Genomic DNA, 24,509 nt, shown 5'->3' on the forward strand with positions numbered 1-24,509 from the left:
GTGTTTGAAAGAGAGACATCGTTTAACTTAGCCCACATGAGCAGATCAATCATTGGAAGGATACGGTAGTCAACCAACTTTAGAATCTTTCCCAGACCAAAAGCCTCTTGCTTCCTGCCCTTGATTCCATACTCTTTCCTCCACACAGGAAGTAGCGCACGAAGCGAGCCTATGATTTCGTCATCCGATGAGCTTTCGAGGTCAAAGAAGGTATACACACGGCTTTCGTTTGTTCCCAGAACAACGGCTCTCATACTTTGAGTAAGTGACTTCTCCCTGCCATCTTTCTTGAGTTGATCACTACCTTTGACAAACGATTCTTGCGAGAACATTTCAAGTGACCTTCTGAGGCTTTCAATATGACCAAAAGTGACTTGTCGTATGTGCGTTTGGCTTTCTGCTAGATGAGTGTCGAGGTCAATTCTTTTACTGATTAGAGGGTTACCTGCAAGGATCTGGTCAAAATAATCATCTCCTTCTCCAAAAAACTCAATTGAGTCGAGGATGTTCTTTCTTACCTGTAACTCCTTATGTAAGCCTTTTAAAGTGCAAGACTCAACATCAACATAGTTGTCGTAGTCAAACCAAGCCTGTAGCTCTTTGTAGATCTGAACCGTATCCATACTGAGGCCTTACATTTGTGTTTTTATAGCTCAATGTAGAAGTCAGCTCATCATCACCTTGAACCAGCTTCTCAATCAACAAGCTCTGAAACAGTAACAACGGCTGATAAAATTGAGTATAATTAAGACGCTTTTTTCAGTGTCTCACAACAGTTTTTAAGGTTATTTTTGAGTGTTGGTATCTATGATGGTATAAAAACCTTAACTCCAATAAAAACCTTTAAAATCAGTAAGTTAACCACTAGTTCGATTTCTGCAGGGGACACCATACATACCTCATCTGAAGTCTATCGAAATCAATAAAAACCCCTTGTAATCAGCACGAAACCTCCAATGTCGACAATTCTATGTCAACTGGCATCTACCCATTTCAACGTAAATCAATACGTCTATGGGGCCTTATAGGAGGCTTATTCTGTTCAACGAAAAATGTGGCCCCCAATGCCCCTTAATGCAAGTCAGGTAGATACAGTCAAACCCAGGGAAAAAGTCTTTAAACTCGCTGATGGCGGTGGGTTATATCTCCAGGTCAACCCTAACGGTTCAAAGTACTGGTGGATGACATATCGATTCGCGGGAAAAGAGAAAAAGTTGTCATTTGGGATCTATCACGACATATCACTTGCAGAAGCTCGCACTAAACGAGATGAGGCAAGAAAGGTATTGGCGAATGATAAGGATCCCGGTGAGGTCAAAAAAGCTGAGCAGCTAGCCAAAAAACTCTCGGTTACCAACAACTAGCTCTCGAATGGTACAACGCTAAAGTATCTGGCTGGTCGAAAAATTATGCTGATTACGTCAAGCGAGCTTTTAAAAATAATGTCTTCCCCTATCTAGGCTCCCAGCCGGTGAATGTAATAAAGCCGCTGGAGCTTTTGTCTGTTTTGCAACGAATGGAAAAGCGAGGAGCGCCTGAGCTCGCAAGCAAAGTACGCCAGCGTTGTAGTGAGGTTTTTCGACACGCGATTGTGACAGGTCGTGCCGAACACAACCCAGCAGCTGATCTTGGTAGCGCTTTGCAAGGCCATGAGAAACAGCACTATCCCTTTCTTACCGCCGCAGAGCTGCCTAAGTTTTTGCACAAGCTGTCAAGTTACTCTGGAAGTCTGATTACCCTTCTCGCAACCCGGTTGCTCATGCTGACAGGTTTGAGAACACTAGAATTACGTCTGGCTGAATGGAGTGAAATAGACTTCGATAATCGTATCTGGGAATTCCCAAAACTAGAATGAAAATCAAACGTCCTCACATTGTCCCATTATCGACTCAATCCTTGAGCGCCCTTCGTCAATTGAAAGAACTAACTGGAACCTACCAGCTTATTTTTGCTGGACGAAACGATGTTAACAAAGCGATGAGTGAAGCTAGCATTAATATGGTTCTAAAGAGAGTTGGCTACGATAAGAGAGCGACTGGGCAAGGTTTTCGCCACACCATGAGTACTATTTTGTATGAGCAGGGATTCAACTCGGCGTGGATCGAAATGCAACTAGCTCACGTAGATAAGAACTCAATTCGCGGAACGTACAACCATGCACAATGTATTAATGGGAGGCGGGAAATGATGCAGTGGTACGCTGACTACATCGAAAACCTGGAAAGTGTAACTACAACAGCATAAAAAGCTCAGCCCATAACGGGCTGAGCTTTGCCACACCCCTTAATTTTTGCAAATTGCCGAAAATAGTTGAAAAATAGACTGACTCAAACAAATGAGCCCAATATCCAGTCGAATCCTTCCCAAAGCAGTAAGCGCCGTCCAAGCGATGGATTTAAAAACCAAAGAACAGCTTGCTGATGAAATATTCCGCAATCAACTAATGGCTGGCTTCGGTTGTGGTGCTGGATAGGTTTGGGGTAACAATGGAAAAAATTAATTTTGCAGTCAACATCCTGCTTATTTGTTTCACTGCGATGAAGATTCCCGGTCTTATCTGGCCTTTAATTACAGAGGTTTAGTTCACCACTGGTACTGCCGAAATCTATTCTGTTCACGCAAAATATTTGCCGAATCTTTGGACCCTTTTGCTGGTCCGCGACAGCAGGCTTCGCAGTCACTGCAAAAATTATAGTATCAACTGGGAGTGATTGGGATAACAGCTGTGCCCGCACTTCATATTCCTCTTTTTTGAAAGAAATCTACGAAAAAACCATTATCATGGATGGAAGCTAACACTCTTCCCATTCACTAAACCTATATTGAGGTAATTTTAATATGATTAGTTTTTTTAAATTAAAAATAAATATTCACTCTGATAATTTACAAAGCGCCATTAATAAAAAAACAAATAATACATCGCTATCTAGTAAGTCGTTGGAAAAATTAGTGAGCATAGCAAATACTCAGTATGAATTCAAAAATGGAGAGGCTGAATTTATAATCAGAGGTACCCCTTGTAGTACTAATGTGAATTATGGAAAGGTTTCAAAATTAATCAAAGAAATAAAAATTATTAAATCCTTCAAAGATGATTCATTTATCAACTCTCGAATTCACTCGTGGGAAGTTAATGCTAAAGAATTATTAAAAACAAATTACAACCCTGATGAGGAGAAACAATTATTGGGTAAGGGATCAAGAGGAACTGTATATAAAGATGGTGAATCTATTCTAAAGAAAACGAAAAACTTAACACTAAATGAAATTTTTCATGAAGCAAATATGTGCAATGAATATCATATAAAAATACAGAGTTTTAAAAAACCACCCACTATAGTAGAAAAATGTATTGAAATGCCATTCATCAACGGCAAGACTCCAAATTTCAAAGACACACTAATAGGAGTTAACGACCTATTTAAAAATGTTTTTTTTATGGGTGATGCAAAACCATCTAACTTTTTGAAAACTCCAGAAGGCAGCGTGGAACCCATAGATTTCGGACTTGTATTTAAGCATGATACATTAGAATCTATTGATCATGAAGTGAAAAAAAACATAATCTCTGACTATCTTAAAGGTGGGTTTAGATACATTCCAAACGAAATTAAGAATGAATATCATTCATGCATTGTAAAATTGGATGATATTCTTGGGAAAGATAGCCCCACAAGAAAGATAAATCTTAAAATACTATCAAAAGCAGGACTTTAAATTATACTCAAGAAAATTCTCATATCTTCACCCATAAGCGCCTTCAAAATCAAATGATGGCATAATCATGAAGAAAAATTATTCCTTGCAGCGTCAATATATTTATAGAGGGTGGATTTTGCCCACCCCATGACTTCACATATCTGTGAGACAGTATTTTTTTCATCATACAACCGAACGGCCAACGCCTGTTAACCCTTATTCAGCATCTTTGGCCGCCAACCTTTACGCTCTCTTGCCCGGGCAGCCTGAAGCCCGGCGGGAGTTCTTTCCGACGTCAAGTTACGTTCAAATTCCGCCAGTGCACCAAACAGATGAAATATTTGCATGCCGGCACTGGAAGTGATGTCGATGGATTCCTGAAGACTTTTTAACCTGCAGTAAAGCCGCATACCGCTTTATGAGAAAACTTCTGAATAATAAGATGCACTGGCACATTCCTCGGCTGATTAATACCGGTAAGGCCCCAACATACGGGAGGCCGCTTGCTCAACTTAAGCGCTAAGGAAAATGTCCGCCGGATGTTGAGCACTGGCAGATTAAGTAGCCAGGAAAACTATTTTTTTGTGCTATTGATGTCTTACCGTAACAATGAGGAGGCTAAGAAATATATTATACCCCGACAGCTAAACCATGAATTTCCTCTGAGTTTAGCAGCGTCTACATGTCGCATATTAAGCCTCATTGAGGGCATCTCCCTGAACTTACGCAGAATCCTCCTAGTTGTGATTTGATCTCGGTTGAGTCCAGTTAATAGCAGGAGAACAAAATATGGGATAGAAACCGCAATATACAGACTTTAAGTTGATTTTGGTAGACCAAGGAAGAGTTTGAGATGGTGCGAGAATACGAGTCTAACCTACGACCGTTGCATCGCTAATACAAGCCAACTCGTAATGAGTACAACCATGAGCACAAAAATGATATATTAAATAAAATTAAGAATACTTAACTCAAATCACGGTTAAACATCAAACTAAACCTTAACATCATGCAAGAATCCACGTACCGGCGTGGATTCTTTTATAAATGCGGCGGATTTTACAATTACGTGTCCGGAAGAATTGCCGGTAATACAGTCTCCCAGGCTTGAAGAATACAGTGTAGCGTGTTGGTATTTTTCACGCCTAGCTTATGTAACCCTCTTATCGTATGCGAGCTAACGGTCTTTTCGCTGATGCTAAACATCTGGGCAAGATGCTTACGGTTAGGGACTTTGTATAATTCCTTAATTACCATCTCTTCTCTGCAGGTCAAAATGGCCATTGTCTCGTCATCTAAGTCCTTTTCAAGACTCGTTTGAAGGCGACTAGCATATGCTTTGAGAGTGGCATTTTTACCTAAAAAGGCATGGCTGCAATATACCAGTGCGCTGAATGAATCATTGATATCTGCATGGCGTAATTTATCACCATGGAAAATATAGACGTACTCGCTGCCCGCATCAAAAACTATCATTCCGGAGGTATCACTAATATTAAGCTTTTCGATTAATGAACGTACGCCAAGAATAAAATAATTATCGTAGGAATAAATCTGCACAACACCATCCGATTTCTAGCTGAAATATTTAGTTAAAGGCCTGCTAAGCAGGCCTTGAGTATGCTGACAAAGCGGGGAGGTTAGCAGGAGCGCATAAAGACCGGTTTTGGCGGCACGCCCGGAGGGCAATGGTCCAACAGGGCCGTAAATGCTGTCAATGCCTCATCTTTTTCTTTGTTACGCATCGCTATCTCTGCTGGGGTTGTGGCAAGCATTAGATTTACATCCAAATCAAATGTTTGTGCGATACCCATAATCCCAACAACGCTAGGGTCGTGTTGACGGCTCTCCATATTGATGTTTGCTAGAGATATTTCTTTATATGAACGCATGGCAGAAAGTAGCGAAATAAATTTATCTTTATTCTCACGTGCGTTAGCATCAGATGAATTGAATTTATTTTCAAAAATTTTATTTACCTCTGCTTTATTGTCTTTATTGGCCACCAGCGCTCTGCGCTCTTCTGGAGAAAATTTATTTTCCGCCAGCGTTTCCCCCATCCATTTTTTTATCAAAAAACTTGCTTCAACATTATTAATTTCATTAGTTTTGACCGCATCCAGAAATGCAGTCTGGTCGGTCAAGCGTTGATTAAATTCGCTAAGTTTGATCGTTGGACTCTGTCGGAACATACCATTTATAGAGCTAGGGTCAGCTTCCATTTTCCGCATTAACTCCTGACAGAATATCCTCGTGTCGGCTCCCGAGATAGGATTAAGCGTAGTCACAGGCGGCGTTGACACAGGCGATGTTGACGCAGGAGCTTCAGCAGCCGAGGGACTCATCCTCTCACTAAGGCGATGGAAACCTGCAACGACCGCGTCTTTCATCGTTACCAGTGAGTTGTATACTTTTGTCACGCAAGAAAGAAATCCCTGCTGGACGCTATTCATGGCATTCCCTGCGGCCGTGGCGGCTTTAGCGCTGGCGCTTGCCATCGCCTGGTACAGTTCAGCAGGCGGAATCGGCATTGTAATCATTACATAGTTTCCTTATTAATTTACTGTCGCCCTCCCTATGTTCAGGCGACATTGAACGAACTGCGTTATGCACTTTCCTGCACGCGCTGGATAATATCCGCAACGGTCAGGCTGCTACTGATATCGGACTCTGGTATCGTTACGCCTATCTCTTCGAGCCGCATAAGGAGGTCTATAAGCTCAACGGAGTCCATTGCCAGGTCAGTAATTAAACTGTCCTTCAGGTTAATATTTTTTGGTAGAACGCCGTTTACCTGATAAATGAGATTAGCCACCAGCGAAGCTATCGTTTTATCAATCACTGATTCATTCATAGTGAATAACCTATTGCTCGCGTCGGCGTATGAACTCAGCTAACTTTTCCTGAAAAGGAAGTTTTTCTTTGTCCTGCTCAACACTCTTATTTTCCAGAGCTCCGAATTTAGATTGATCTCGTGGCTTTAACCTCGAAAGCACCGCATCCAGTTCAGCTGAGTCAGATTGGGAACCCTTAGGAACGAAACTCACCGGCTTCGACTCCCTGTTCCAGGAATTCACAGTGCGTACCGTTGTGTAAACCTGGTCGTTGCCAGACCTATTCCCGGGCATATTTACGGCCGCAGCATTAATTCGCGTTGGCTGGAAACCATCAGCTGCAGATTTACGGCTAACCTCTTCACCATCCTTGCGAAGCATTCCGTCATCAGTCGAATCCATGCCTGGATTGGCAGTTTTGATATTTGCGGGTGCCCTGTTCGCTGCCGAACCGTCACTCTGCACCTGAGGATTTAGTGGGGGTTCAGGTTCAGGCCTTATCAGGCTATCCGTTAAGTTCTTCTCAACATTATGCTCCACGGTTGGTTTTGCCTTTTCCCCTTCAGAAGCCAAGGCATCGTTTTTTTCCAGGTGAGCGAAGGCTGAAGGAGCCCTTTGCTTCAAAGCTTCAAACTTATCCGCCAGCGTCACGACTTTTCCGCTTGCCCGCTCAGGTTTAGTCTCTGGCCCAGGAGGGATAAAATGCGTCGGCGTTGAAGATCTGCGATTCAAAGGATCAATGTTGCGCGAGGTGGTGTAAATAAAATCACCGTTTGATAAAGAGGTGCGGCCGGACGGCTCCTTTTTCTCGCGCAGTACGACGCCATCGACGTTGTCCGCTTCCAAATTTTGCGCATTCTGCGTTTTGGACGCCTCGCCATCGAACGCCGTCTTCTGCATGTTTTGTTCAACCACAATGGTTGGCTGTTGCTGAACTTTGGGCTCAGGGCCAAGGCTCGAATCGTGAACAGTTTCCGTTTCAGTCGCCCCCTCAGTTTGAGTAGCGATGCTCTTTAATTCAGGCTTTGGTGTCTGGGTTTCAATTTCCCGCCTGGCAACGTTTTGCTGCGGAGTGTCGACAGCCAGCTCTTGCTTGTAGCCCTTTACGCCAGCCAGATTTCCAAGGAAGTTGCTACCGCCTCCAATGCCAGCATTAAACAGGTCTTTAATGAGACCCACCTTTTCAATATTGGTAAGCCCTGAATCCAGAATGTGCTTAACAATCGTAGAGTTAGAGTCCGCAGGCGAGGTATTCGCCGCACCAACTGAATGGGTAATATCGCCAACACTCCCCCCTTGGCTGGTGATATTCAGAGTAATGCCGCCCTGCCCTGGCCCGGTTGGAATAAATACTCTTTGGTTATCTGCACCACCTTCGGGGTTAGGATTCAGCATCTCCGGGCCTTGTGGTGCAGGGGTCAACGGTTCCGCATCATAAAATGTCAGCGTTTTCGAAATAGCGGCACAGTCATTGACGAAAAAGTTCAGCTTCTGGGCCATCGTTTCCCATGGCTGATTGGGCTGTGTCAGACCTTCTACGTCATGCTTCAGGGTAGATTTGCAAACATCCAGACATTGCTTGAAGATGGCCTTGTCGTGAGTATCCACTGACTTCGCCTGGTGATGATCTTCCCAGGCTTCCATACAGTGTTCAATATACTTGTTGATCACCTTCTCAAAAGCGCCCGCGCTGTATTTTGAAACCAGGCCTGAGAGTTCTTTTGCTACCTTCTGCTCTTTATTTTCATTGCCGTTAGCTTCGGCAAGTTTCTTACAAACTTTATCAAGCTTGGCTAGATCTTCTGAATTACCGCTATCTTGCACATCCTTATAGATAACACCGATAAGCGTCCTGATCTTATTTCCTTCAGGGCTTAATTCTTTTTGAAGAAAATCGGCTGGGAGATTTTTTTGCGCCTCATGCCAAACAAGCTGTTTTGCATTAACGGTCTGATGCGGCTGTTGTCTAAATAGGGCTATCGGATCGTTTCTACCTTCTGTAATCAGATTGATAAAAGCGGGTCTCTCGGTCGCGCATGCAGAGCTATCCATGCCTCTGGCATAGATAGATTGAATATCCTGTCTGACTGCACCATTAATAGATCCAGGCATAATAATAACTCCTCAACTGTCCTATGTTTTGACTTTGATGCAGGGCATAAAGCACCGGGTTAGGAAATTTAACAGCCGCTGAAAGACCGTTTTTTTTGGCTTGTCACTCGTTTCTCGATAGCGACTGTATATTTCAGGCTGCGCGATTAAAGCTTGATCGGCACGGTCATTATTGTGCGAAGTAGCTTGTTTTAGGGTATCGGCTCGCATATGAAAATAATAACGTTGTGCGGCGCAAACCCCTTCACCTGGCAATGAATGATGCTCTTCTAATGCAGAAGCATAGCCAAAATGGTCTTTAAAACTCCCCTGCGAGCTGTTAGACGACCCACTGTTCATACGTCTTAAAAAAGTGTCTGGTTCCGCAAATTTCACCTGCAAACCCGAAACGCGGCAGGCGAATGCACCATAGGTTTCATTTACTCCCTGAGTCAGATAAATATCTTGTCTTAAACTTTCTTGCGATGCGAACCTTTAGATGCTGTTCATATAACCCACCCAGCAAATTTTTAACCTAAGGCTTTAAGAACGTCTTTTGCACTTTCCGCAAGGGACGCGATCGCACCACTCAATACTTTATTTAAATTATCGAAGGTGCTGTTTGCCTGGCTATAACGTTGGGCAAAAGCCTGCATATTACTTTGCAGGGCGCTGCCGCCTGCATTAAAGGAGGCAAGCCACGCCTGGTAGCTGGCCGTAGAAACTTTGCCACCGCTAATACCTGATGGATAATTAGGTGCAGCGCTGTACTGATCGAGGTTGAATTCGATTTTACCGCTATCGTTTACTTTAAAGGCAGGCGCAAGCGTGGTTTCCATACTTTTACGCTCTTCCGGCGTCATTTTATCCCAGTTTTTTACACTGCCCAGGTCGATACCGTTAACTTCATTCCTGAAGTCGTCATACCCTTTTTTCATGACGGATGTATCGAACTTAACATTATTACCGTCATCACCTGTGGAAACGGCTTTGGATGCCGCTCCCTGCACGTGCGTATTATAAGCTTCGTACATTTCCGTATACTTCTGCATCAAATCGGCATAGAAATCTACGTAATCGCCTTTGATTTCTTTAATGGCGAGGGCCATTCTGGCCCACAGCTCGGCATAGCTGGTGTGGGTGGAAATTTCGTCATCACCGCTCTTTGGCTCCGGTGCAGGTTCCTGCGCCGCTCTTTGTTTCTCAGCCGAAAACTGGCTTAACGAATAGTTCGCCTTAGTACGATTTGTTACGATCTCGCGTTGGATATCCGATAACGCCTGAGCGCTACTCTTTACACGCTGTTCCTGATTGGCGACCATCTCAGCAACGTCATCCGACGGTTGCGCGCCGTCATTGGCCGTTTTGAGACACTCTAATGCGGCAAGCAGTTTGCTGTTATTAAAATCTTCGCCGCTGGTATCCAAACCATACTGACCAAGTAGTGCCCTAATTTCATCAAACTTATCCGCCTTATTAGGGGTATCCAACTGAGCAATAAGCTCTTTTATTAGTTTCGTAGTCAGTTCCGAAGTTGAACCTGCGTGGGTTTCAGCCATCGGCGCAGCCTGGGTAGCGTTGGTATCAGAGGAATAATAACTAACGGGGTTGGGTACAGCATTATTTACGTTAAGCATGGCGATATTCCTTTTGAGCAACGTATGCCGGGTATCCCTGCATACGTTGCTTATTCTTCAGATTTAGCGTGTACGTTCCGCGATGGAAGATACCGCGCTGTTATTAGCGTTGAGTATGGTGTCGGTCATACTTCTGATGGCCGCATTGGTCTCAGCGGCCTTCTTGGCCGTTTGACTTTGGGTATTGGCCAGTTCGCTGTTAACATCGCGGTCGGCGCGAGCCAGCTCTGCCTCTTTCTGCTTCTCAGCGGCTGATACGCCAAATGCCCCTTCAACAGCCCCCTGCCCGGAACGAATACCCTGGTTGGCGTACTCAGCGGTAACACGGCTTTTCTGCGTCGCGAGCTGTACCGAATTGTGGGTATCGCGCTTAAGCGCGCTGGCGTGCATATCAGCAGCCTGCGGATGTGTCATGGTGGCCTCAACATCGCCGGACAGCTTTTTGTTCTGATGAACCATGGTGTCCTTGCCACTCTTAATCGCGGTCTGATGCTCGCGAACGCCAAGCTCAAGGTTGCGGGCCGGTTTCAGATTCTTGGTGATGGAAGTGCCTTCTTTATTTAGCGCCTTCATCTGGGTCGCGGTCGTTGCTCCCTGTCCTGCAATACCCAGCGCGCCGGAGGTGATCGCCCCGTTGAGATTCTGTCGAGCAGCCTCAATGGTTTTATTACCTGCGCGAGCCGCCGCATCTACGCTGCGGTTTGTTGCCGCCGCCGCCGCTTTGTTGGCATCTCGTTCAGCATTTAACATTACGGTGGTGATGGTATTGCTCACCTCGAGCTGCTTCATGGAACCCACAACGTTGATGAACCGTGGGCCCGCGGCATCTGCGGCGGTGATATCAGTGCCGCCTTCAACAGCGGGCTGCGAACGAGCTTGACCAGCGGAAGACGAAGCGTTGCTCACGGATGACTGACTGTCACTTTTCCCGATATCTGCCGATTTATTATTTGGCTGCGTAATATTGATCTGTGAAGTTAATACGCCAGGCACGGAGGCTGCCAGGCGCTCTGCTTTATTTGCATCCCCTTCCCCTGCGACGGATAATTTCACAGTTTTAGCCGGGGTATCAGTTTCAATATCTCCCCCTTTGCGTTTCTGTGCCGCAGATGATGCCTGAGTCATATCGGTACGCAGACTCTGCTTTTCCATCATCAACGACAGCATGCCCTCTTTTTTTGCGAGATCGGACATGTCCTGGACATTTCTTTTCTCTTCCTGAATAACAACACTTTTTGTTTCGGTCTTAACGTCCTGCACTCGTAAATAACGTTCTGACGCACCAGCACCAATAATTGGATCGGACATAATTGATAAAACTCCTTTATATTATTGCGGGTAAAAAATAGTCCCGCCGTTTATCCGGCAACTGCACTCATCTGTTTAGTAATATATTTACCGGCCTGCGCCTGGTTTTCCGCAACCGTTGAGATATTGCGCACAATCTCACTGACCGATTCCATTCGATGGGTAAAGCTATCGATGGCGCGATTCATCATTTCGTTAAGCAAATCCTGAAGCGCTGCGTCCTTCATCATTTCAGCTCTGATCTTCGACGCTTCCAGCAGCATACTGGCCGCAACAATCCCGACAGCCGCCTGGCTTGAGGTATTGACCACGCTCAGACCCACCACAGCCTTCTGGCTGTAATTAGAAACCTTGGCCATTTGCAGCTCGTCTGCACCCAATGAACGGCCAAAACCTTTGCTTAGCCGCTTAATAACCTGGCCGATGGCACTGTCCATCAATTTTTGCATGGTAGATTTTGTGGCTTTTTCAGCCACTTCTTGCGCTACCTCTTCCGCAACTTCCTTCACCGCGGTGCGCACCACGTTTTTGGTGACGTCTTTAACGACCTCTTTTTCCACTTCAACAGCAACATTTTTGGCCATGGTCTTGCTGGCTTCTTCTGCCACGTCGACACCAATCTTTTTCATCACCGTGCCAAAAACTTTGCTCATCACGCTACCCGCCACCATTACACCGGCGACAAGTACCGCCGCCGCCGCGATCGCGCCCAGGATTTGTCCCACCATATCTGCCGTGTCTTTATCGACGCCGAAGGATTGAAGAATGGCTGAGAATATTTTGCCCATCATCTCCATCAGCGGTTTCACGATCGCATCCATCAGCGGCTGCATCGCGTCGGCCATAAACGAACGGCCGGTCACGGCCTGGCTTATCTCGTCACCAATCGCCAGCGCTAGCCCAACGGCCGCCAGTGCCAAAGAAGCGCCACCGGTGAATGCCGCAGCGGCAAAGCTGACGGCCGTAACAATCCAGCCCAAAATCTTGCCAATGCAGCCCATCGTCTTCTGCATTTCTTCAGCTTTACGCACTTCCTCTTCGTATTCCTTGGCCTTTTTCTCCGCGTCCTTGGCCGCTGCTTCCGCCAATTTCTGCTTCAGCTCCGCCGACGCCTGAAGATCGTCACTGGAACTTTTGTTAATCAGCTGCGCCATCAGGGCCATGAGGAATGTCAGGGTTTTAGACTCTGCGTCAGCCTCCTTACGCCGCTGTTCAATGGTGCTTTGCTGCTGCGGGTTGAACGACTCAACCATCTTCTGCGACTTAGCCTGCGTCGCATCTAATGCCGATCGGGAGCTTTTCTCCGCAGCTATTGCAGGATTCAACGTCTTATTAGCAAAGTTGTTATAGGCGGTTGTGGCCTGGGTGAGGTTAGCCTGCGCAGCGTTCACCGCCGTTTTAGCAGCATCAACCTTGCCCTGCAGTTCTTCAGAAACCGGGTCTTGTTTTGCGGCCTCGGCCTCAAGGGCCGCTAATTTTCTTTGCGCGTCATCAAGCGCAGATTGGGCCTTTCCGACATCCTGTGAAAGCGCATCCGCCTGGTGTTGCGCAGCCTTAAGCGCGTCAGCATCGCTGGCCCATTGCGTCCCCTGAAGCTCTAACTGGGCTGCCATCTCGGAATAGGCATTCGCGGCGCCATCCATCATGGCGTTGATGCCCTGCAGCTGGGCGAGCAGGTTACTCATCGACGTTTCATTCGTGAGCTGCATGACTTTCCCGAGCAATGCCGTCGCCCAAGCCGAAGCAGAAAGCTTCGCTTCGCTGCCGCTTTTTGCCGTGGCGGGCTCGCGGCTCGCCGGAGACTTAAGCTGAGGAATGTCCTGGTTATCTAAGTTCGTCCTTGGGGTATTCCCGTTGACGGTATTGATAGTCGATTTCAACAGCTTGAGCAGCTGATCGGGCTGCAGGGTTTGCAGCGCACCCTTAACAGAATTCAGCTGCGGATGATCTTTTAACTCCGCATTGCCGAGGCGTTTTGCCTGTGCGGTTTGTTTTTTTAACTCAACATCGCCCGCTTCCATCCCCGCCTGATGTTGGTCTACCGGCTCTTGGGTCGCTTGCTCCAGAATGACTGGTCGCGCCACCTGCCTGATTATCTCCATTATTATTCCTCATTAAGTTTCTCCTCTTCAGGAGTATCGGCCTTGTCATTATTTATTTTATTAAGCGCGGAAATATAGGCTTTCGCCTTTTCACTTAATAACGCGTCTTTACACCTGCTAATAACAATATCGAAGCATTTACGAGCCTGCACACTCTGTCGCAGCATCAGGTTACATTGACCGGCATAAAACATTGGCCTGAAGTCTTCTTTAGATAAGGAATAAGCAAGTGCATAAAATTCGATAGCTTTGGCATAGTTCTTTTTAAGCTGATAGACCGCCGCAAGACCCATTGCATATTCAGGGTTATAGAAATCATAAATGCACAGAAAACGGAACAGAGACTCAGCATCGTCCAATTTTCCATGATGATAAAAATCGTACGCCAGCTTATAAACGTCCTGCATGGTGTCATTAGGTACGGCATAGACATCCTTAAGCGTCGCCCCGTTTTGAATGGCATCCAGCAGGCTTTCAGCATAAGCATCGAGTTGCTCATCACTTTTAAATTCTTCTTCATCGTTGAGTAAATCCAACATATTTTTATTAGCCATTGCAGCCTCTTTCCTTATTAGTTGTTAACATCTAAAAACAGCCAATTAACCCAAAGGCGAACAGTGAAGAAGATATAATCATCATACTGTTGCGCCCCGGTAGTTAATACAAAAAAACCGCACAGGTGTCCGCTACGAATGGCCCGTTGGCGGTTGCTGACTTTCCGGCAATGTAGATTCGGCCTCCTCGTCGGCCGCCGCCATTTGGGTCATGCCCGCGGCTTCGACCTGACGCAGCCAGATAAGAATGTCCATAACGTCAATCAGCACATCATCATTTAGCGAAATGAAGCTGTACTGGCTATAGGTGCGATACAGCCTGCGGGTAAGCGGAATATTGCGTACTACCGGCACGCCGATTTTTTCCGCATAGGCAATCGCCGCTTTGGCTTTCATGTTGGTGCAACGCAGAGCAATAAAGGGCAGCGATGCCACTTCCGGGTTAAAATAGATCGCCATCGCGATATGCGTTGGGTTCGCCATCACCACCTCAGAATTTCTGACCGCCGCCATTTCCTCCCCGGAAAGTATCTCCTGGTGCGCTCGCCGTCTGGCACTTTTAATCTGTGGATTGCCGTCGCTCTCTTTACGCTCCTGTTTGACCTCATGTTTATCCATTTTGAGATCTTTGAAATGGAGAAAATATTCAACGATAAAATCTGCAATCAGCACAAAAACCGACCAGCCAATAAACACCAGCACGGCCTTCAGCGTCAGCGAAACCCAACAAGCAATAAGCCCGGCTATATCGGTCCGATAAAGCGTTAATGCCTGGCGAAGGTCGTTGTGAATCAGGCAGTAGCAGGTCGCCGCAAATACAATGAGATAGCAAACTGATTTCACCAGCTCTTTTACCGTGCGCATGCTGAAGATCTTTTTTACCCCTTCCACCGGGTTTAGCGCTTTGAAATTTAGCTTGATGGCTTCGGTTGCGATAGAAAACCCAGTCTGCAGCAAGGTTGCGGCCATACCCACCAGCGCACAAAGCGCAATAAATGGCAGGCTAAGCAGAAAGAAAATACGCATTAAGCCCATGAGGAAATCATTTATCCCAATCTGAGTGCTGTACAGCAGGGTCATGGAGTAAAAATGGGTGAAGTCACTGAAACTCATGCCATAGGCCAGGTAAAAGATCCCGGTCAGCAGTATCACCGTGGTAATAAGATCCTTACTTTTAAACGTCTGGCCCTTTTTAGACGAGTCCTTGCGCTTTTTACTGGTAGGCTGTTCTGTTTTTTCTGCCATAGAAATATTTCCTCAGGGAAGAAATTGCTGAAAACCTGAAAGCGAGAACATGTGTAGCGGTTTCTCAGACAGCGAGTGAAAGCCGTAGAAAAGGAAAACTGCAAAGGCGATAAAACTCTTGATGGTTAAAGACAGTGAAAAAGGGTTGAGCTGCGGGCAATAACGTGCGAACACGCCGAGCAACATTTCGGCGATCATCATCACTAACATCACCGGCGCAGCAAGGAGAATGCTGTTTTGCACTAATACCACCAGCAGGTGTCCGGCCTGTTCCCAGTGAACACCTTCTAAGGAACTCCCTCGTGGAAACATTTGATAGCTTTGCACCATCACTTCCATAAGTAGCCGCATGCCTCCGCTGGCAAAAAAAATAGCACCGAAGGCAAAGTTTAAAAAACCCGATAATATCGAGCTTTGCACCCCGTTAACCGGGTCGATACTGTCACTGATTGTCGCGCCGCGTTGGTTATCAAGAATTTCACCGAGGCCGATGACTACCCAGAAAGGCATACACAGCGTAAACGCTAAAATTAACCCGATAATACATTCTTTAATTATAATAATTAGCCACCCCTGCTCTGGACTTAATACCGTTTCAAAGCAGGGCCAAAGACCGATGATCGTCAGCGAGATAATCGTGTTTTTAATAATCAGATTTGATAGAACCCGTTCGCCCAGTACCGGCAGCATATAAAAGACGATCGCCAGCCGCGCGTAAACGATGACAAAAGTCAGCACGCTGTGCTGAAAATTAAGATAGAACGCCACAAACAGCATATATTTTCCGTTTTAACGAAAAGCCATATAAAAAGCCTGAGTGGCGAAATTCGTCATTTCGGCTGAAAACCACTCCATCAGCATAAAAATGCTGGCAAATACCGCCAGCATTTTCAGCCCAAAGGGCAGCGTTTGTTCCTGAATTTGCATGATGGTCTGAAACAGGCCAACGATAATGCCAACGATGGTAGCAAAGGCGATAGGTACCGCCGTTAGCTTCAGCACAACGAGCAGCGCGGAGTTACCAATAAATAATACATTACTCATGATGTCATCAGATCGGCGTACTGGGCGATCAGTCCTTTGGTTAACAAACTCCAACCGTTCATTGACACGAACAGAATGAGCTTAATAGGAATCGAAATGGTCACTGGGCTCATCATCATCATCCCCAACGCCAGTAGGATACTTGAAACCACCATATCGATGACTACAAACGGGACGTAAAGATAAAACGCAATTTTAAATGCGCTCTGTATTTCGCTTAGCGCATAGGCTGGCATCAGGGTCATGAGCGGCAGGCCCGTTAATTCATGGTCTTCCACCTCAGGCTCCGGCTCACCGGTTCTTTGCTGCTGTACTTTATTAAAAAAGCGGATTAAGTCATGATCGGAATAATTCACCAGATAAGCCCGGTAACTTCCCAACCCCTGATCCATAAGTTGAGTTACGGAGCTGCTGTCATTGAAGTCGATATGGTTTTCTTCAATATAGCCGGAAATTTTCTGACACACGGGCATCATGACAAAAGCGCTTAAAATAAGCGCTACGCCATTTAAGGTTAAGGTCGAAGGTACCTGTTGGATCCCGAGGGCATTGCGCACCATCACCAGCACAATGGAGAACTTAATAAAGCAGGTCCCCCCGGCAATAATAAAAGGCAATAAGGTGAAAAACGACAATATCGCAATTAAAGAAATATCATTACTCAACATCAGGCTGTACCATGTTACCTGGCTGGGTGGGGTTCACGTGATTAACCTCAACCGCCAGAGATCCGTTCTCCAGAGCCACCAACTCACCGCGGGCAAATAGCTTTTTGTTGAGGTAGATTTTAATATTTTGTTCTGCTTCTGGGGTCAGCGCCAATGACGTGCCCGGCGTTATTGCATCTAATTCCGCCAGTGTCACCGTCCGGCCATCCAGCACAAATTTAATATTGACGGGCAGACTGGTCCAGTCGTGCAAAACCTCATCTTCATAGTATTCCTGGTAATGCTCTTCTAACTGTTCTTCCACAATAACCTCCTGATTAGGGTAATAACTCAGTTTAAAAAGTCGGCGATCGCCTACCGCCAGATGGGGCAAGTTCTGTTTTATCAGCAGCAAATCCCCGGCAGCCACGTCTGCTACTTGGGCAAGGGAGAGCTGGCTGTATCCCAGCACGTAGTTCAGCTGGAAAGGCACCTGATTGGCGGAGATGGCCGGTACATGCAATGCGCGCTCCCCGCTCTGTGGCCAGTCAAGGCATAGCAGCTGGCAAGGCTCTGCGGGGATCGCAAGCGCCTTTTCCGGCAGGGCGCCTGCGGGTAGCGCAATCTGTACCGCATCCCACACCTGCTCCTCGACCAAAAAGCTCAGTTCGAGATGGTTTAACCAGCGCGCCAGATAGTTGAGGGGAACCTCCGACCAGGGGATATCGGGCAGGTGGACATCCATGTATCCGAGCCAGGCGTCAACGTTAAGCCAGGCCTGCGACCGGCTACCCTGCTTATCCTCAAGCCGCACCTGCAAGTAGCGCTCCTGCCCGCTAAACTCAGCGATCTCACTACCGGGGTGATGGTTACGCAGCAGCTCAAGCGTCAGTTGGCGGCCGTCAAGCTTGCGTAAATGACCTCTCAAACTCATTCCTGATCCTCATCCTGCTGTTGCTGCCGCTGCCGCCGCTGCTGTTGCTGTTCATCTCGCTCCTGCTGTGGGCGCAGAAGATCGAGGCTGAGACCTGTCAAATGGCCCATATTGCGAAGCAGCACATCCGCTGCACGAGCATCGGAGGGAAGCAAAGTGACATTCCCTTCCCGGCGTGCTTCGGTTGGCACCGAAATTCTGACCGAATGGTCGCCGGACCAGCGTTGAAACTGATAGTTCACTTCGAGCGTCTGGCCTTCGTTTCCGCCTTTCACCCCGCTTTCCAAACCGGCCTGAGTCTTCAGCTGCTGGAGCGTTGCGGGGCTATTTCTGCTTTGTGCCGCTGTTTCGCCCTGCTTTGGCACCACGTTCTCCGGCTGCTTTGCCCCCTGCCAAAGCGGTCTTGCTTCGCCAGAATCTTCCTTTATTCGAAACGGCTTTTCCTGGCGGCCCGCCTCCGGGGCCGATGTAGTGACGATGCCAGGGTTTACTACGGCGGCAGCCTGAGGGTGCTGAGCCGTGGTGGATTGATGAAGTTTTGTAGCCGCGTCTACGAGCGTATTTGTTGCAACGTTTACGGCGACAGACGTGGTGGATTGCCCCTCGGTTCTGGATGCGCTCGCCACAGCCCTGGTGCTTAACGGGCTGGTGACCTCGCCTTTTTGGACGACGACGGAGTTTTTGCCTGCGTTCGGCGTAGCCATCTGGCCAGCAACGACCAACGCCACCTGCCGACGCAGGCCATCGCCCTTCTTCGTCTGGCGTGCTTCGGCGGCAAGGCCCAAGGAGGCGGCAGCGACTTCTTTTGCCGCCTGCTTTTCGGTTTTCTGCAGGCCTCCCCCCTGCGCTAAGGAGGTCGTTAACCTAACCAGCGCACCCGGCGGTAGCATGGCGGCCAGCGAAATATTCTCGCCGCCCTCATCCTGCTTTTTCTTTTTCGCAATATGTTTTAGCAGCGCGTTGTCATCCGGCGTTGAATCGCCCTTCATCGCAACGCTCATACTGACTTCAGAAACTTTTTCTACCATAACCCGCAATCTCCTGAATTTCGTTTTCTGCATCATTGTCGCAGCGGCGTATATAATCGCGGCGCAGCGGCTGCAAATAATAAGAAAGTTTGTAGTGCTTTTTATCCAGCAGGCTCATTGCGGCGCGATGCTGCTCAAGATTGTGCTCCAGATTATATTTTTCATTTTCCAGCTGATTTATTTTATGAAGAACCAACTGCTGGTGAGTTAATAAAGCCCCCTGCTGTCTTATTCCCTTATAAATATCCGCACGGCTGTGTAAGCCGGAAGGGGTTAACATTTTTATCTGCTGGTTGATATCCGCGCACTCCTGCTGATGCTCAGCAATTGTCTGCCTTATTTTTGCTAATCGGTTTTCCGTTTTTACGATATCGCCCTGCAGAATCTGTTGTTTGCGCTCCAGCAGGGAGACAAACTCGCGCCCTTTACGCCACGCTTCCATATAAACTTTCCAGACAGGCCTGCATGTCGGTTTTTTCGTCCATGCTTTGTTGGAGAAAAGCTTCCATCTGGTTTTTGTGATCAAAAGCGGCATCGTTTTCCGGATTCTCGCCGCGTCGATATTCGCCGAGATCCAGATAGAGCTGCATCTCTTTTTGACGTACCAGATATTCACGAAAGCGTTTTGCTAACTGACGGTGTTCCGGGTCTGTTACCTGTAAAAATACGCGGCTAATGCTCTGCATAATATCAATCGCCGGATAGTGTCCTTTCGCGGCCAGCTTTTTGCTGAGATAAATATGCCCGTCAAGAATCGAGCGGACTTCATCGCCAATGACATCCGACTCTTCCTCATTTTCAATCAGCACCGTATAAAAGGCGGTGATGGAACCGGTTAAAAACCGTCCTGGCCGCTCCAGTAATTTCGGCAAGGCCTCAAATACGGATGCCGGGTAGCCTCTTCGGGCGGGCAGCTCTCCCATACTTAGCGCCACATCACGCAGCGCTCGCGCATAGCGGGTTATTGAGTCTATAAACAGAAGTACGTTTTTACCCTGCTCGCTAAAGAACTCGGCTATCGTCGTGGCAATCTGCGCCGCGTTGCAGCGCTCAACACAGGAACGGTCTGACGTTGCGTAAACCAGCACGATCTGTGAACAGCGCGACGAACGCTTTAGCTCTTCAACAAACTCGGTGACTTCACGTCCACGCTCGCCAATAAGCCCGATGACGTAGATATCCGCTTCGGAATGTTCAACGATCATGCTCATCAAAGAGGTTTTGCCGCAGCCCGCCGCCGCAAAAATCCCCATACGCTGCCCCTGGCCACAGGTCAGCAGGCCATCAATTGCCCTGACGCCGGTCGCCAGAGATTCAGCGATAGGCTTACGCTGGGTAAAATCTTTAGGCGCCCCGCAGGCCTCCAGGCTATGCGCACCGGTCAAACTCTGCTGCACGGCGTTGTCCAGGCGCCCGCGAACAGTACCGGTTGCGTCAATGATTGCCCCGGCAATATTTTTATGAACATCGATACGAAAAGGCTTGCCGGTCGGCAGCAGGACATTGCTGCGTGAAAAGCCCTGATTATCGTTAAGCAAGCTCAGTAACGTATGCTCCTTATTGAATCCAATCACCTGGGCCGTCCCCAGCACTTCGGGTTCAAGTAATGATTTCTGAATCTCGCATATCTCACCAATGCGCGTCCCCGGCAAATGCGCTTCAATCACATTTCCCTGAATACGTAACGGGTGTGCTAGATGAACCAGGCATTTGGCTACCATTGTGTGAACCTCAGTAATTAAACCAGTACGGCGCGGTATTCCTGCAAAATACTCAGGTAGTTATCCAGCATCGATAAAAAATCATCCGGCGCCTGCAGGTATTTTTCTTTCACCTGAGCACGCAGTTCAATATTGCCGTCAACGGGGTATAAACACGGCTGTCCGGTGTAAAAATACTCTTCGTTGTGATTAAGCATCAGGGGCAAAAGGCTCGCGCTGCAATAGCTTAAAGAGGCTGGAGCCTGCTCAACAATTTTCGCCCACACCCATACTTCATCATCTTCACTTCTGACGTGAATAGTTGGAATATCATCTTTCATATTCAGAGAGATGGTTGAGTGGTTGCTCAGATCGCTATCCAGAATATCAGCCATCCCGGCATCTTTAAGCATGGTGGAAAGCAGTGCAACAACGTCGTATTTCATTTATTACCTCAATTAATTTTCTAACGAACCAATGACATCAACATCCACGCCGGATGCAACATCGCCATAAGAAAGCACTTCCATTTCCGGGTAGCTTCCTTCAATGATTTTTTTCACAAAGCGACGAATATCCAGTGACACCATCAAAATAATATCGCGAGCGTTAGCGCCATTGCTGCTAATGCACTGCTCGAGGCTTCTGATAATACTTTCAGTTTCCGGTGGCGGCAGATTGATAAATGTCCCGCCAGAAGTTTGGCGAATTCCACCACGAACCAGGCTTTCCATATCGTGCGACATAACCAGGGTGCGAATTTGCCCGTTGGCCGCAAAGCGGTTAGAGATATAACGTGATAACACGCTGCGAACGTGCTCCACCAGCATAATGGGGTCCTTTTCCTTGGGCGCCCATTGAACTAAGGCCTCAAGAATCAGACGCATATTGCGAATAGAAATACGCTCCTGTAATAGCCGCTGGAAAACTTCGGTAATACGCTGCACGGTATTATTTCGATAACACTCTTTGAGTAGCTCAGGATATTTTTTCTCCAAATCGTCAAGCAGCGTTTTGGCCTCCTGAATGCCGAAGAACTCGGAAATATTGTGCACCAGCAAAGTTGAGACGCAGGCATAGAATTCATCGATCGCCGTTCTTGAATAAAAACCAAGCTGCAAGGCGGTTTCACTCCGTTCTTCAGGGATCCAATAAGCGAAACCCTGAGCCGTTTCTACCGCCTGCACGGTAGAGTCAATAACTTGCAGCTCATCGCCACGCATCAGCACTTTGCACATGCCCGGTAAAATGTCATACGTGGCAACCTGAATTTCATTGATTGAAACCGTTAGCTTGCCGCGCACCATTTGCTGGTCGTAGTTCATCACAACTTCCGGCAGACGAACGCCGTACTCAATAAAGAAGTTACGTTTGAGCAACGAGCACAAATTATGCTCCTGGAAATAGTTCTCGTAGCCTTTCCAGGCGGTAATGATGAGCGGAATCGTTTCTGGGATGTACTCCCCGTCGATCATCACCGGTTTGCTTTTCAGTACCGGTTCTTCATCTTCTTCTACAGAATTAACTGTCGGCTTTTTACCTTTTTTAGCATCAAGCTTATCCTTGATGAAAATGCCTAATAGTAAAGCTGCCAGCAGAACGAAGACCGGCAACGGAAAGCCCGGCAATAGCCCCAGAGCAATAGCCAATACGGCCGTAACAAGTAGGATGAATTTATTATGAAACATATCCTGCAAGATTTTTGCGCCGAGGTTCGTGTTCTCACTGTTATTGACGCGGGTGACGATCAGCCCACCGCTTATGGAGATTAACAGCGCCGGAATTTGTGCAACCAGAGCATCGCCGATGGTCAATAGAGTAAATACAGACATCGCATGAGATAAATCCATGCCGTGCTGTAATGTGCCCACCGCTATCCCGCCCAGTAAGTTCACGAAGATAATAATGATCCCCGCAATGGCGTCGCCCTTAATAAACTTCATCGCACCATCAAGCGCGCCGTATAACTGGCTTTCAGCTTCAAGATCGCTGCGGCGACGCTTGACTTCTTTTTCATCGATAACCCCTGCCTTGAGGTCAGCATCAATGCTCATCTGTTTGCCCGGCATGGCATCTAAAGAGAATCGTGCAGCCACTTCCGCGATGCGCTCCGACCCTTTGGTGATGACGATAAACTGCACGATAGTAACGATGAAGAAGATAACAAAGCCCACCACCAGGTTATCCGCAATGACGAACTCCCCGAAGCTGGCAATAATTTCCCCGGCGTCGGCATCCGCCAGCACCAGTCGACTGGTACTGATAGAGATTGCCAAACGGAATATCGTACTAATTAGCAGAATTGATGGAAAAGTCGAAAAATCCAAAATCCTTGTAATATAAAAAGAACCCAAAAAAATTAGCAGTGCCATCGTCAGGTTAAGTCCAATAAGGAAATCAACCAGGTATGTCGGCAACGGGATAATCAACATCACCACGACCATAATCATTATCGTTAAGATAATAAGCTCTGGCCTGTTACGAATTTCGAGAATAAATCTTCTAAGCATGAGTAGTTGCACATCAATCCATGGCAGACAAACTAGTTTGCCTGCGACTATTTGTAATATTCATTCCAGATGCCGGTATTTTTCTCTTTTTCGAGCATTTTATGCAGCAAAGCAGCCAGATGATTGACAATAACTTCCCGATAAAGCGTATCGACGAAGAGGAACTCAGGCGTCATATTATAAACATTGCGCAGTTCTTGAATGACCATCGACCGCTGCTTGAGCAGCAGCAATGACATAAAGTTTTTACTGAACTCTTTTAACGCCAATTTAAATTCGTCAGTATCCACTAAACCCGCTATATAAAGCCCTACAATATCGGCCTCGCCCAGCATCAGCTGATTGTTTCTCATCTGTCCCCAAAACGGGAATTTAGCAAAACTTTCATTTAGCAGCTGGTCCAGCGTGTGGAGCAAGCGTGCATCTGACAATTTTGCGCTGAGTGGGCCAAATTCAGAAGAATGAATTCCGGGTTCATTGGCCTTCATATCAGCAATCAGAGCCGACAGTGTGAAAGCCAATAAACGCGTTCTGTTCTGATAACCGTAAACATCAATCCAGTCTTTGTAGATAAAGCCTGCGGGCATCTCTAGTTCAAGAAAATTAAGATAGCTATTGCGCAGGTCCTTTGCCGACAGGGGCCTGTCACCGCTACCGTCGCTGAACCGTTTTGCCAGGCGACCTACATTCATTCCTGACTGCATTTTTTTGGTGTCGCCAAATTTTTCTAAATCGGCGATCGCTTCTTTGATTTTCTTCTTCTGAAGTTCAGACAGCTGGCGGCTCAACAGCATTTCACGCAGCGCGAGCATTAAATCGCTGTCATCCGGGAAAAGCTGGCGGGCGAAGTTCAATAGGTTATTGAGGTCACGAAGCTTGGTCACATGCTTAATTAATGTGTCCAGCTTTTCATCTGCCAGATCCTCAAGCATAGAGGAGACAAAATCGTTATCTGCGCTGTCGTTTTTACGCCCGGCTTTGCTAAAGCGACCAAATGCGCTGAGGAGATCGGCCATTTCCTCTGCGGCATTACTCATCTCTTCCTGCAAATTAATAGGCAGCGCTTCTTCGCCCGCATCAAATACGGGCTGGCCTGCTGCGCTACGGTTTTCCGGGATTTGCGGTTCAATGCGATTAAAATCAACGCCAGCAACAGAACGAATGTCCATAACTCAC

General features: G+C 47.1%; 23 protein-coding genes and 2 pseudogenes. 3 read left to right on the plus strand and 22 right to left on the minus strand.

Translation table 11 applies throughout. The annotated features are described in order from the left end of the window. Nucleotides 1-623, minus strand: a 623-nt coding sequence (locus ACJY2G_RS23410) for a DUF6387 family protein (RefSeq protein ID WP_439292267.1), incomplete at its 3' end; no start/stop codon positions are given. A gap of 441 nt (nt 624-1,064) precedes the next feature. On the opposite strand from ACJY2G_RS23410, the pseudogene ACJY2G_RS23415 reads away from it, so the two are divergent. After that, nucleotides 1,065-2,244 (plus strand): annotated as a pseudogene (locus tag ACJY2G_RS23415) (tyrosine-type recombinase/integrase). 594 nt (nt 2,245-2,838) lie between these two features. After that, nucleotides 2,839-3,717, plus strand: a complete 879-nt coding sequence (locus ACJY2G_RS23420) for a hypothetical protein (RefSeq protein WP_439292268.1) — start codon at nt 2,839-2,841, stop codon at nt 3,715-3,717. 65 nt (nt 3,718-3,782) lie between these two features. Here ACJY2G_RS23420 and ACJY2G_RS23425 read toward each other — a convergent pair whose 3' ends face one another. Both ACJY2G_RS23425 and ACJY2G_RS23430 read right to left on the minus strand, forming a co-directional pair. Next, nucleotides 3,783-3,902, minus strand: a complete 120-nt coding sequence (locus tag ACJY2G_RS23425; protein WP_430319294.1) for a helix-turn-helix domain-containing protein — start codon at nt 3,900-3,902, stop codon at nt 3,783-3,785. Between the two features lie 6 nt (nt 3,903-3,908). Continuing rightward, nucleotides 3,909-4,109: a recombinase family protein gene (locus ACJY2G_RS23430; RefSeq protein ID WP_341868557.1), complete on the minus strand. Its 201-nt coding sequence runs from the start codon at nt 4,107-4,109 to the stop codon at nt 3,909-3,911. On the opposite strand from ACJY2G_RS23430, the pseudogene ACJY2G_RS23435 reads away from it, so the two are divergent. Beyond that, nucleotides 4,097-4,219, plus strand: a pseudogene (locus ACJY2G_RS23435) (IS6 family transposase); the annotation flags it as partial. The gene ACJY2G_RS23430 and the pseudogene ACJY2G_RS23435 sit on opposite strands and share 13 nt — an antisense overlap. A gap of 545 nt (nt 4,220-4,764) precedes the next feature. On the opposite strand, the gene ACJY2G_RS23440 reads toward ACJY2G_RS23435, so the two are convergent. The 19 genes from ACJY2G_RS23440 to sctW form a co-directional block, all read right to left on the minus strand. Then, nucleotides 4,765-5,259, minus strand: coding sequence for a LuxR C-terminal-related transcriptional regulator (locus tag ACJY2G_RS23440; RefSeq protein WP_112287145.1), 495 nt, complete (start codon nt 5,257-5,259; stop codon nt 4,765-4,767). Between the two features lie 80 nt (nt 5,260-5,339). Then, nucleotides 5,340-6,239, minus strand: a complete 900-nt coding sequence (locus ACJY2G_RS23445) for a hypothetical protein (RefSeq protein ID WP_430319295.1) — start codon at nt 6,237-6,239, stop codon at nt 5,340-5,342. Between the two features lie 65 nt (nt 6,240-6,304). Beyond that, complete coding sequence (locus tag ACJY2G_RS23450; RefSeq protein ID WP_120161708.1) at nt 6,305-6,553, minus strand: acyl carrier protein; 249 nt, start codon at nt 6,551-6,553, stop codon at nt 6,305-6,307. 10 nt (nt 6,554-6,563) lie between these two features. Beyond that, nucleotides 6,564-8,645 carry a hypothetical protein gene (locus tag ACJY2G_RS23455; RefSeq protein ID WP_430319296.1) on the minus strand — a complete coding sequence of 694 codons (2,082 nt, stop codon included), beginning with the start codon at nt 8,643-8,645 and terminating at the stop codon, nt 6,564-6,566. Nucleotides 8,646-9,154: 509 nt separating this feature from the next. Next, nucleotides 9,155-10,261 carry an IpaD/SipD/SspD family type III secretion system needle tip protein gene (locus ACJY2G_RS23460; RefSeq protein WP_120161706.1) on the minus strand — a complete coding sequence of 369 codons (1,107 nt, stop codon included), beginning with the start codon at nt 10,259-10,261 and terminating at the stop codon, nt 9,155-9,157. 63 nt (nt 10,262-10,324) lie between these two features. After that, nucleotides 10,325-11,569 carry a type III secretion system protein gene (locus ACJY2G_RS23465; protein WP_430319298.1) on the minus strand — a complete coding sequence of 415 codons (1,245 nt, stop codon included), beginning with the start codon at nt 11,567-11,569 and terminating at the stop codon, nt 10,325-10,327. A 50-nt stretch (nt 11,570-11,619) separates the two neighbouring features. Next, nucleotides 11,620-13,671 carry a type III secretion system translocon subunit SctE gene (gene sctE, locus ACJY2G_RS23470; RefSeq protein ID WP_439292269.1) on the minus strand — a complete coding sequence of 684 codons (2,052 nt, stop codon included), beginning with the start codon at nt 13,669-13,671 and terminating at the stop codon, nt 11,620-11,622. Between the two features lie 2 nt (nt 13,672-13,673). Then, complete coding sequence (sicA, locus tag ACJY2G_RS23475) at nt 13,674-14,225, minus strand: type III secretion system translocator chaperone SicA (protein WP_430319299.1); 552 nt, start codon at nt 14,223-14,225, stop codon at nt 13,674-13,676. 132 nt (nt 14,226-14,357) lie between these two features. Further along, nucleotides 14,358-15,470: an EscU/YscU/HrcU family type III secretion system export apparatus switch protein gene (locus tag ACJY2G_RS23480; RefSeq protein ID WP_120161702.1), complete on the minus strand. Its 1,113-nt coding sequence runs from the start codon at nt 15,468-15,470 to the stop codon at nt 14,358-14,360. Between the two features lie 12 nt (nt 15,471-15,482). Beyond that, on the minus strand, nt 15,483-16,247 hold the full coding sequence (gene sctT / locus ACJY2G_RS23485; protein ID WP_279918653.1) for a type III secretion system export apparatus subunit SctT: 765 nt from the start codon (nt 16,245-16,247) through the stop codon (nt 15,483-15,485). A 12-nt stretch (nt 16,248-16,259) separates the two neighbouring features. Then, complete coding sequence (sctS, locus tag ACJY2G_RS23490; RefSeq protein ID WP_112287156.1) at nt 16,260-16,514, minus strand: type III secretion system export apparatus subunit SctS; 255 nt, start codon at nt 16,512-16,514, stop codon at nt 16,260-16,262. Continuing rightward, a complete protein-coding gene (locus ACJY2G_RS23495; protein WP_112287157.1) occupies nt 16,511-17,182 on the minus strand; it encodes an EscR/YscR/HrcR family type III secretion system export apparatus protein in 672 nt (223 codons plus the stop codon). The genes sctS and ACJY2G_RS23495 overlap by 4 nt, the downstream gene beginning before the upstream one ends. After that, nucleotides 17,172-18,095, minus strand: a complete 924-nt coding sequence (locus ACJY2G_RS23500; RefSeq protein ID WP_430319300.1) for a FliM/FliN family flagellar motor switch protein — start codon at nt 18,093-18,095, stop codon at nt 17,172-17,174. Before ACJY2G_RS23500 ends, ACJY2G_RS23495 begins: the two co-directional genes overlap by 11 nt. Next, the gene (locus ACJY2G_RS23505) at nt 18,092-19,123 is read right to left on the minus strand and encodes a SpaN/EivJ family type III secretion system needle length determinant (RefSeq protein WP_430319301.1); all 1,032 of its coding nucleotides are present in this window, start codon (nt 19,121-19,123) and stop codon (nt 18,092-18,094) included. Before ACJY2G_RS23505 ends, ACJY2G_RS23500 begins: the two co-directional genes overlap by 4 nt. After that, nucleotides 19,104-19,565 carry a type III secretion system protein gene (locus tag ACJY2G_RS23510; protein ID WP_120161699.1) on the minus strand — a complete coding sequence of 154 codons (462 nt, stop codon included), beginning with the start codon at nt 19,563-19,565 and terminating at the stop codon, nt 19,104-19,106. The genes ACJY2G_RS23505 and ACJY2G_RS23510 overlap by 20 nt, the downstream gene beginning before the upstream one ends. Further along, nucleotides 19,549-20,844 carry a type III secretion system ATPase SctN gene (sctN, locus tag ACJY2G_RS23515; protein ID WP_112287161.1) on the minus strand — a complete coding sequence of 432 codons (1,296 nt, stop codon included), beginning with the start codon at nt 20,842-20,844 and terminating at the stop codon, nt 19,549-19,551. The genes ACJY2G_RS23510 and sctN overlap by 17 nt, the downstream gene beginning before the upstream one ends. Before the next feature lie 17 nt (nt 20,845-20,861). Beyond that, the gene (locus tag ACJY2G_RS23520; protein ID WP_112287162.1) at nt 20,862-21,269 is read right to left on the minus strand and encodes a hypothetical protein; all 408 of its coding nucleotides are present in this window, start codon (nt 21,267-21,269) and stop codon (nt 20,862-20,864) included. Between the two features lie 12 nt (nt 21,270-21,281). Then, complete coding sequence (locus ACJY2G_RS23525; protein ID WP_341798975.1) at nt 21,282-23,333, minus strand: EscV/YscV/HrcV family type III secretion system export apparatus protein; 2,052 nt, start codon at nt 23,331-23,333, stop codon at nt 21,282-21,284. A gap of 47 nt (nt 23,334-23,380) precedes the next feature. Further along, entirely contained in the window at nt 23,381-24,502 is a 1,122-nt protein-coding gene (sctW, locus tag ACJY2G_RS23530) for a type III secretion system gatekeeper subunit SctW (RefSeq protein ID WP_112287164.1), read from the minus strand. Between the last annotated feature and the right edge of the window lie 7 nt (nt 24,503-24,509).

Origin of the sequence: Rahnella sp. ATs2 (assembly GCF_051851855.1) — a bacterium.
Lineage (GTDB): Bacteria > Pseudomonadota > Gammaproteobacteria > Enterobacterales > Enterobacteriaceae > Rahnella > Rahnella variigena.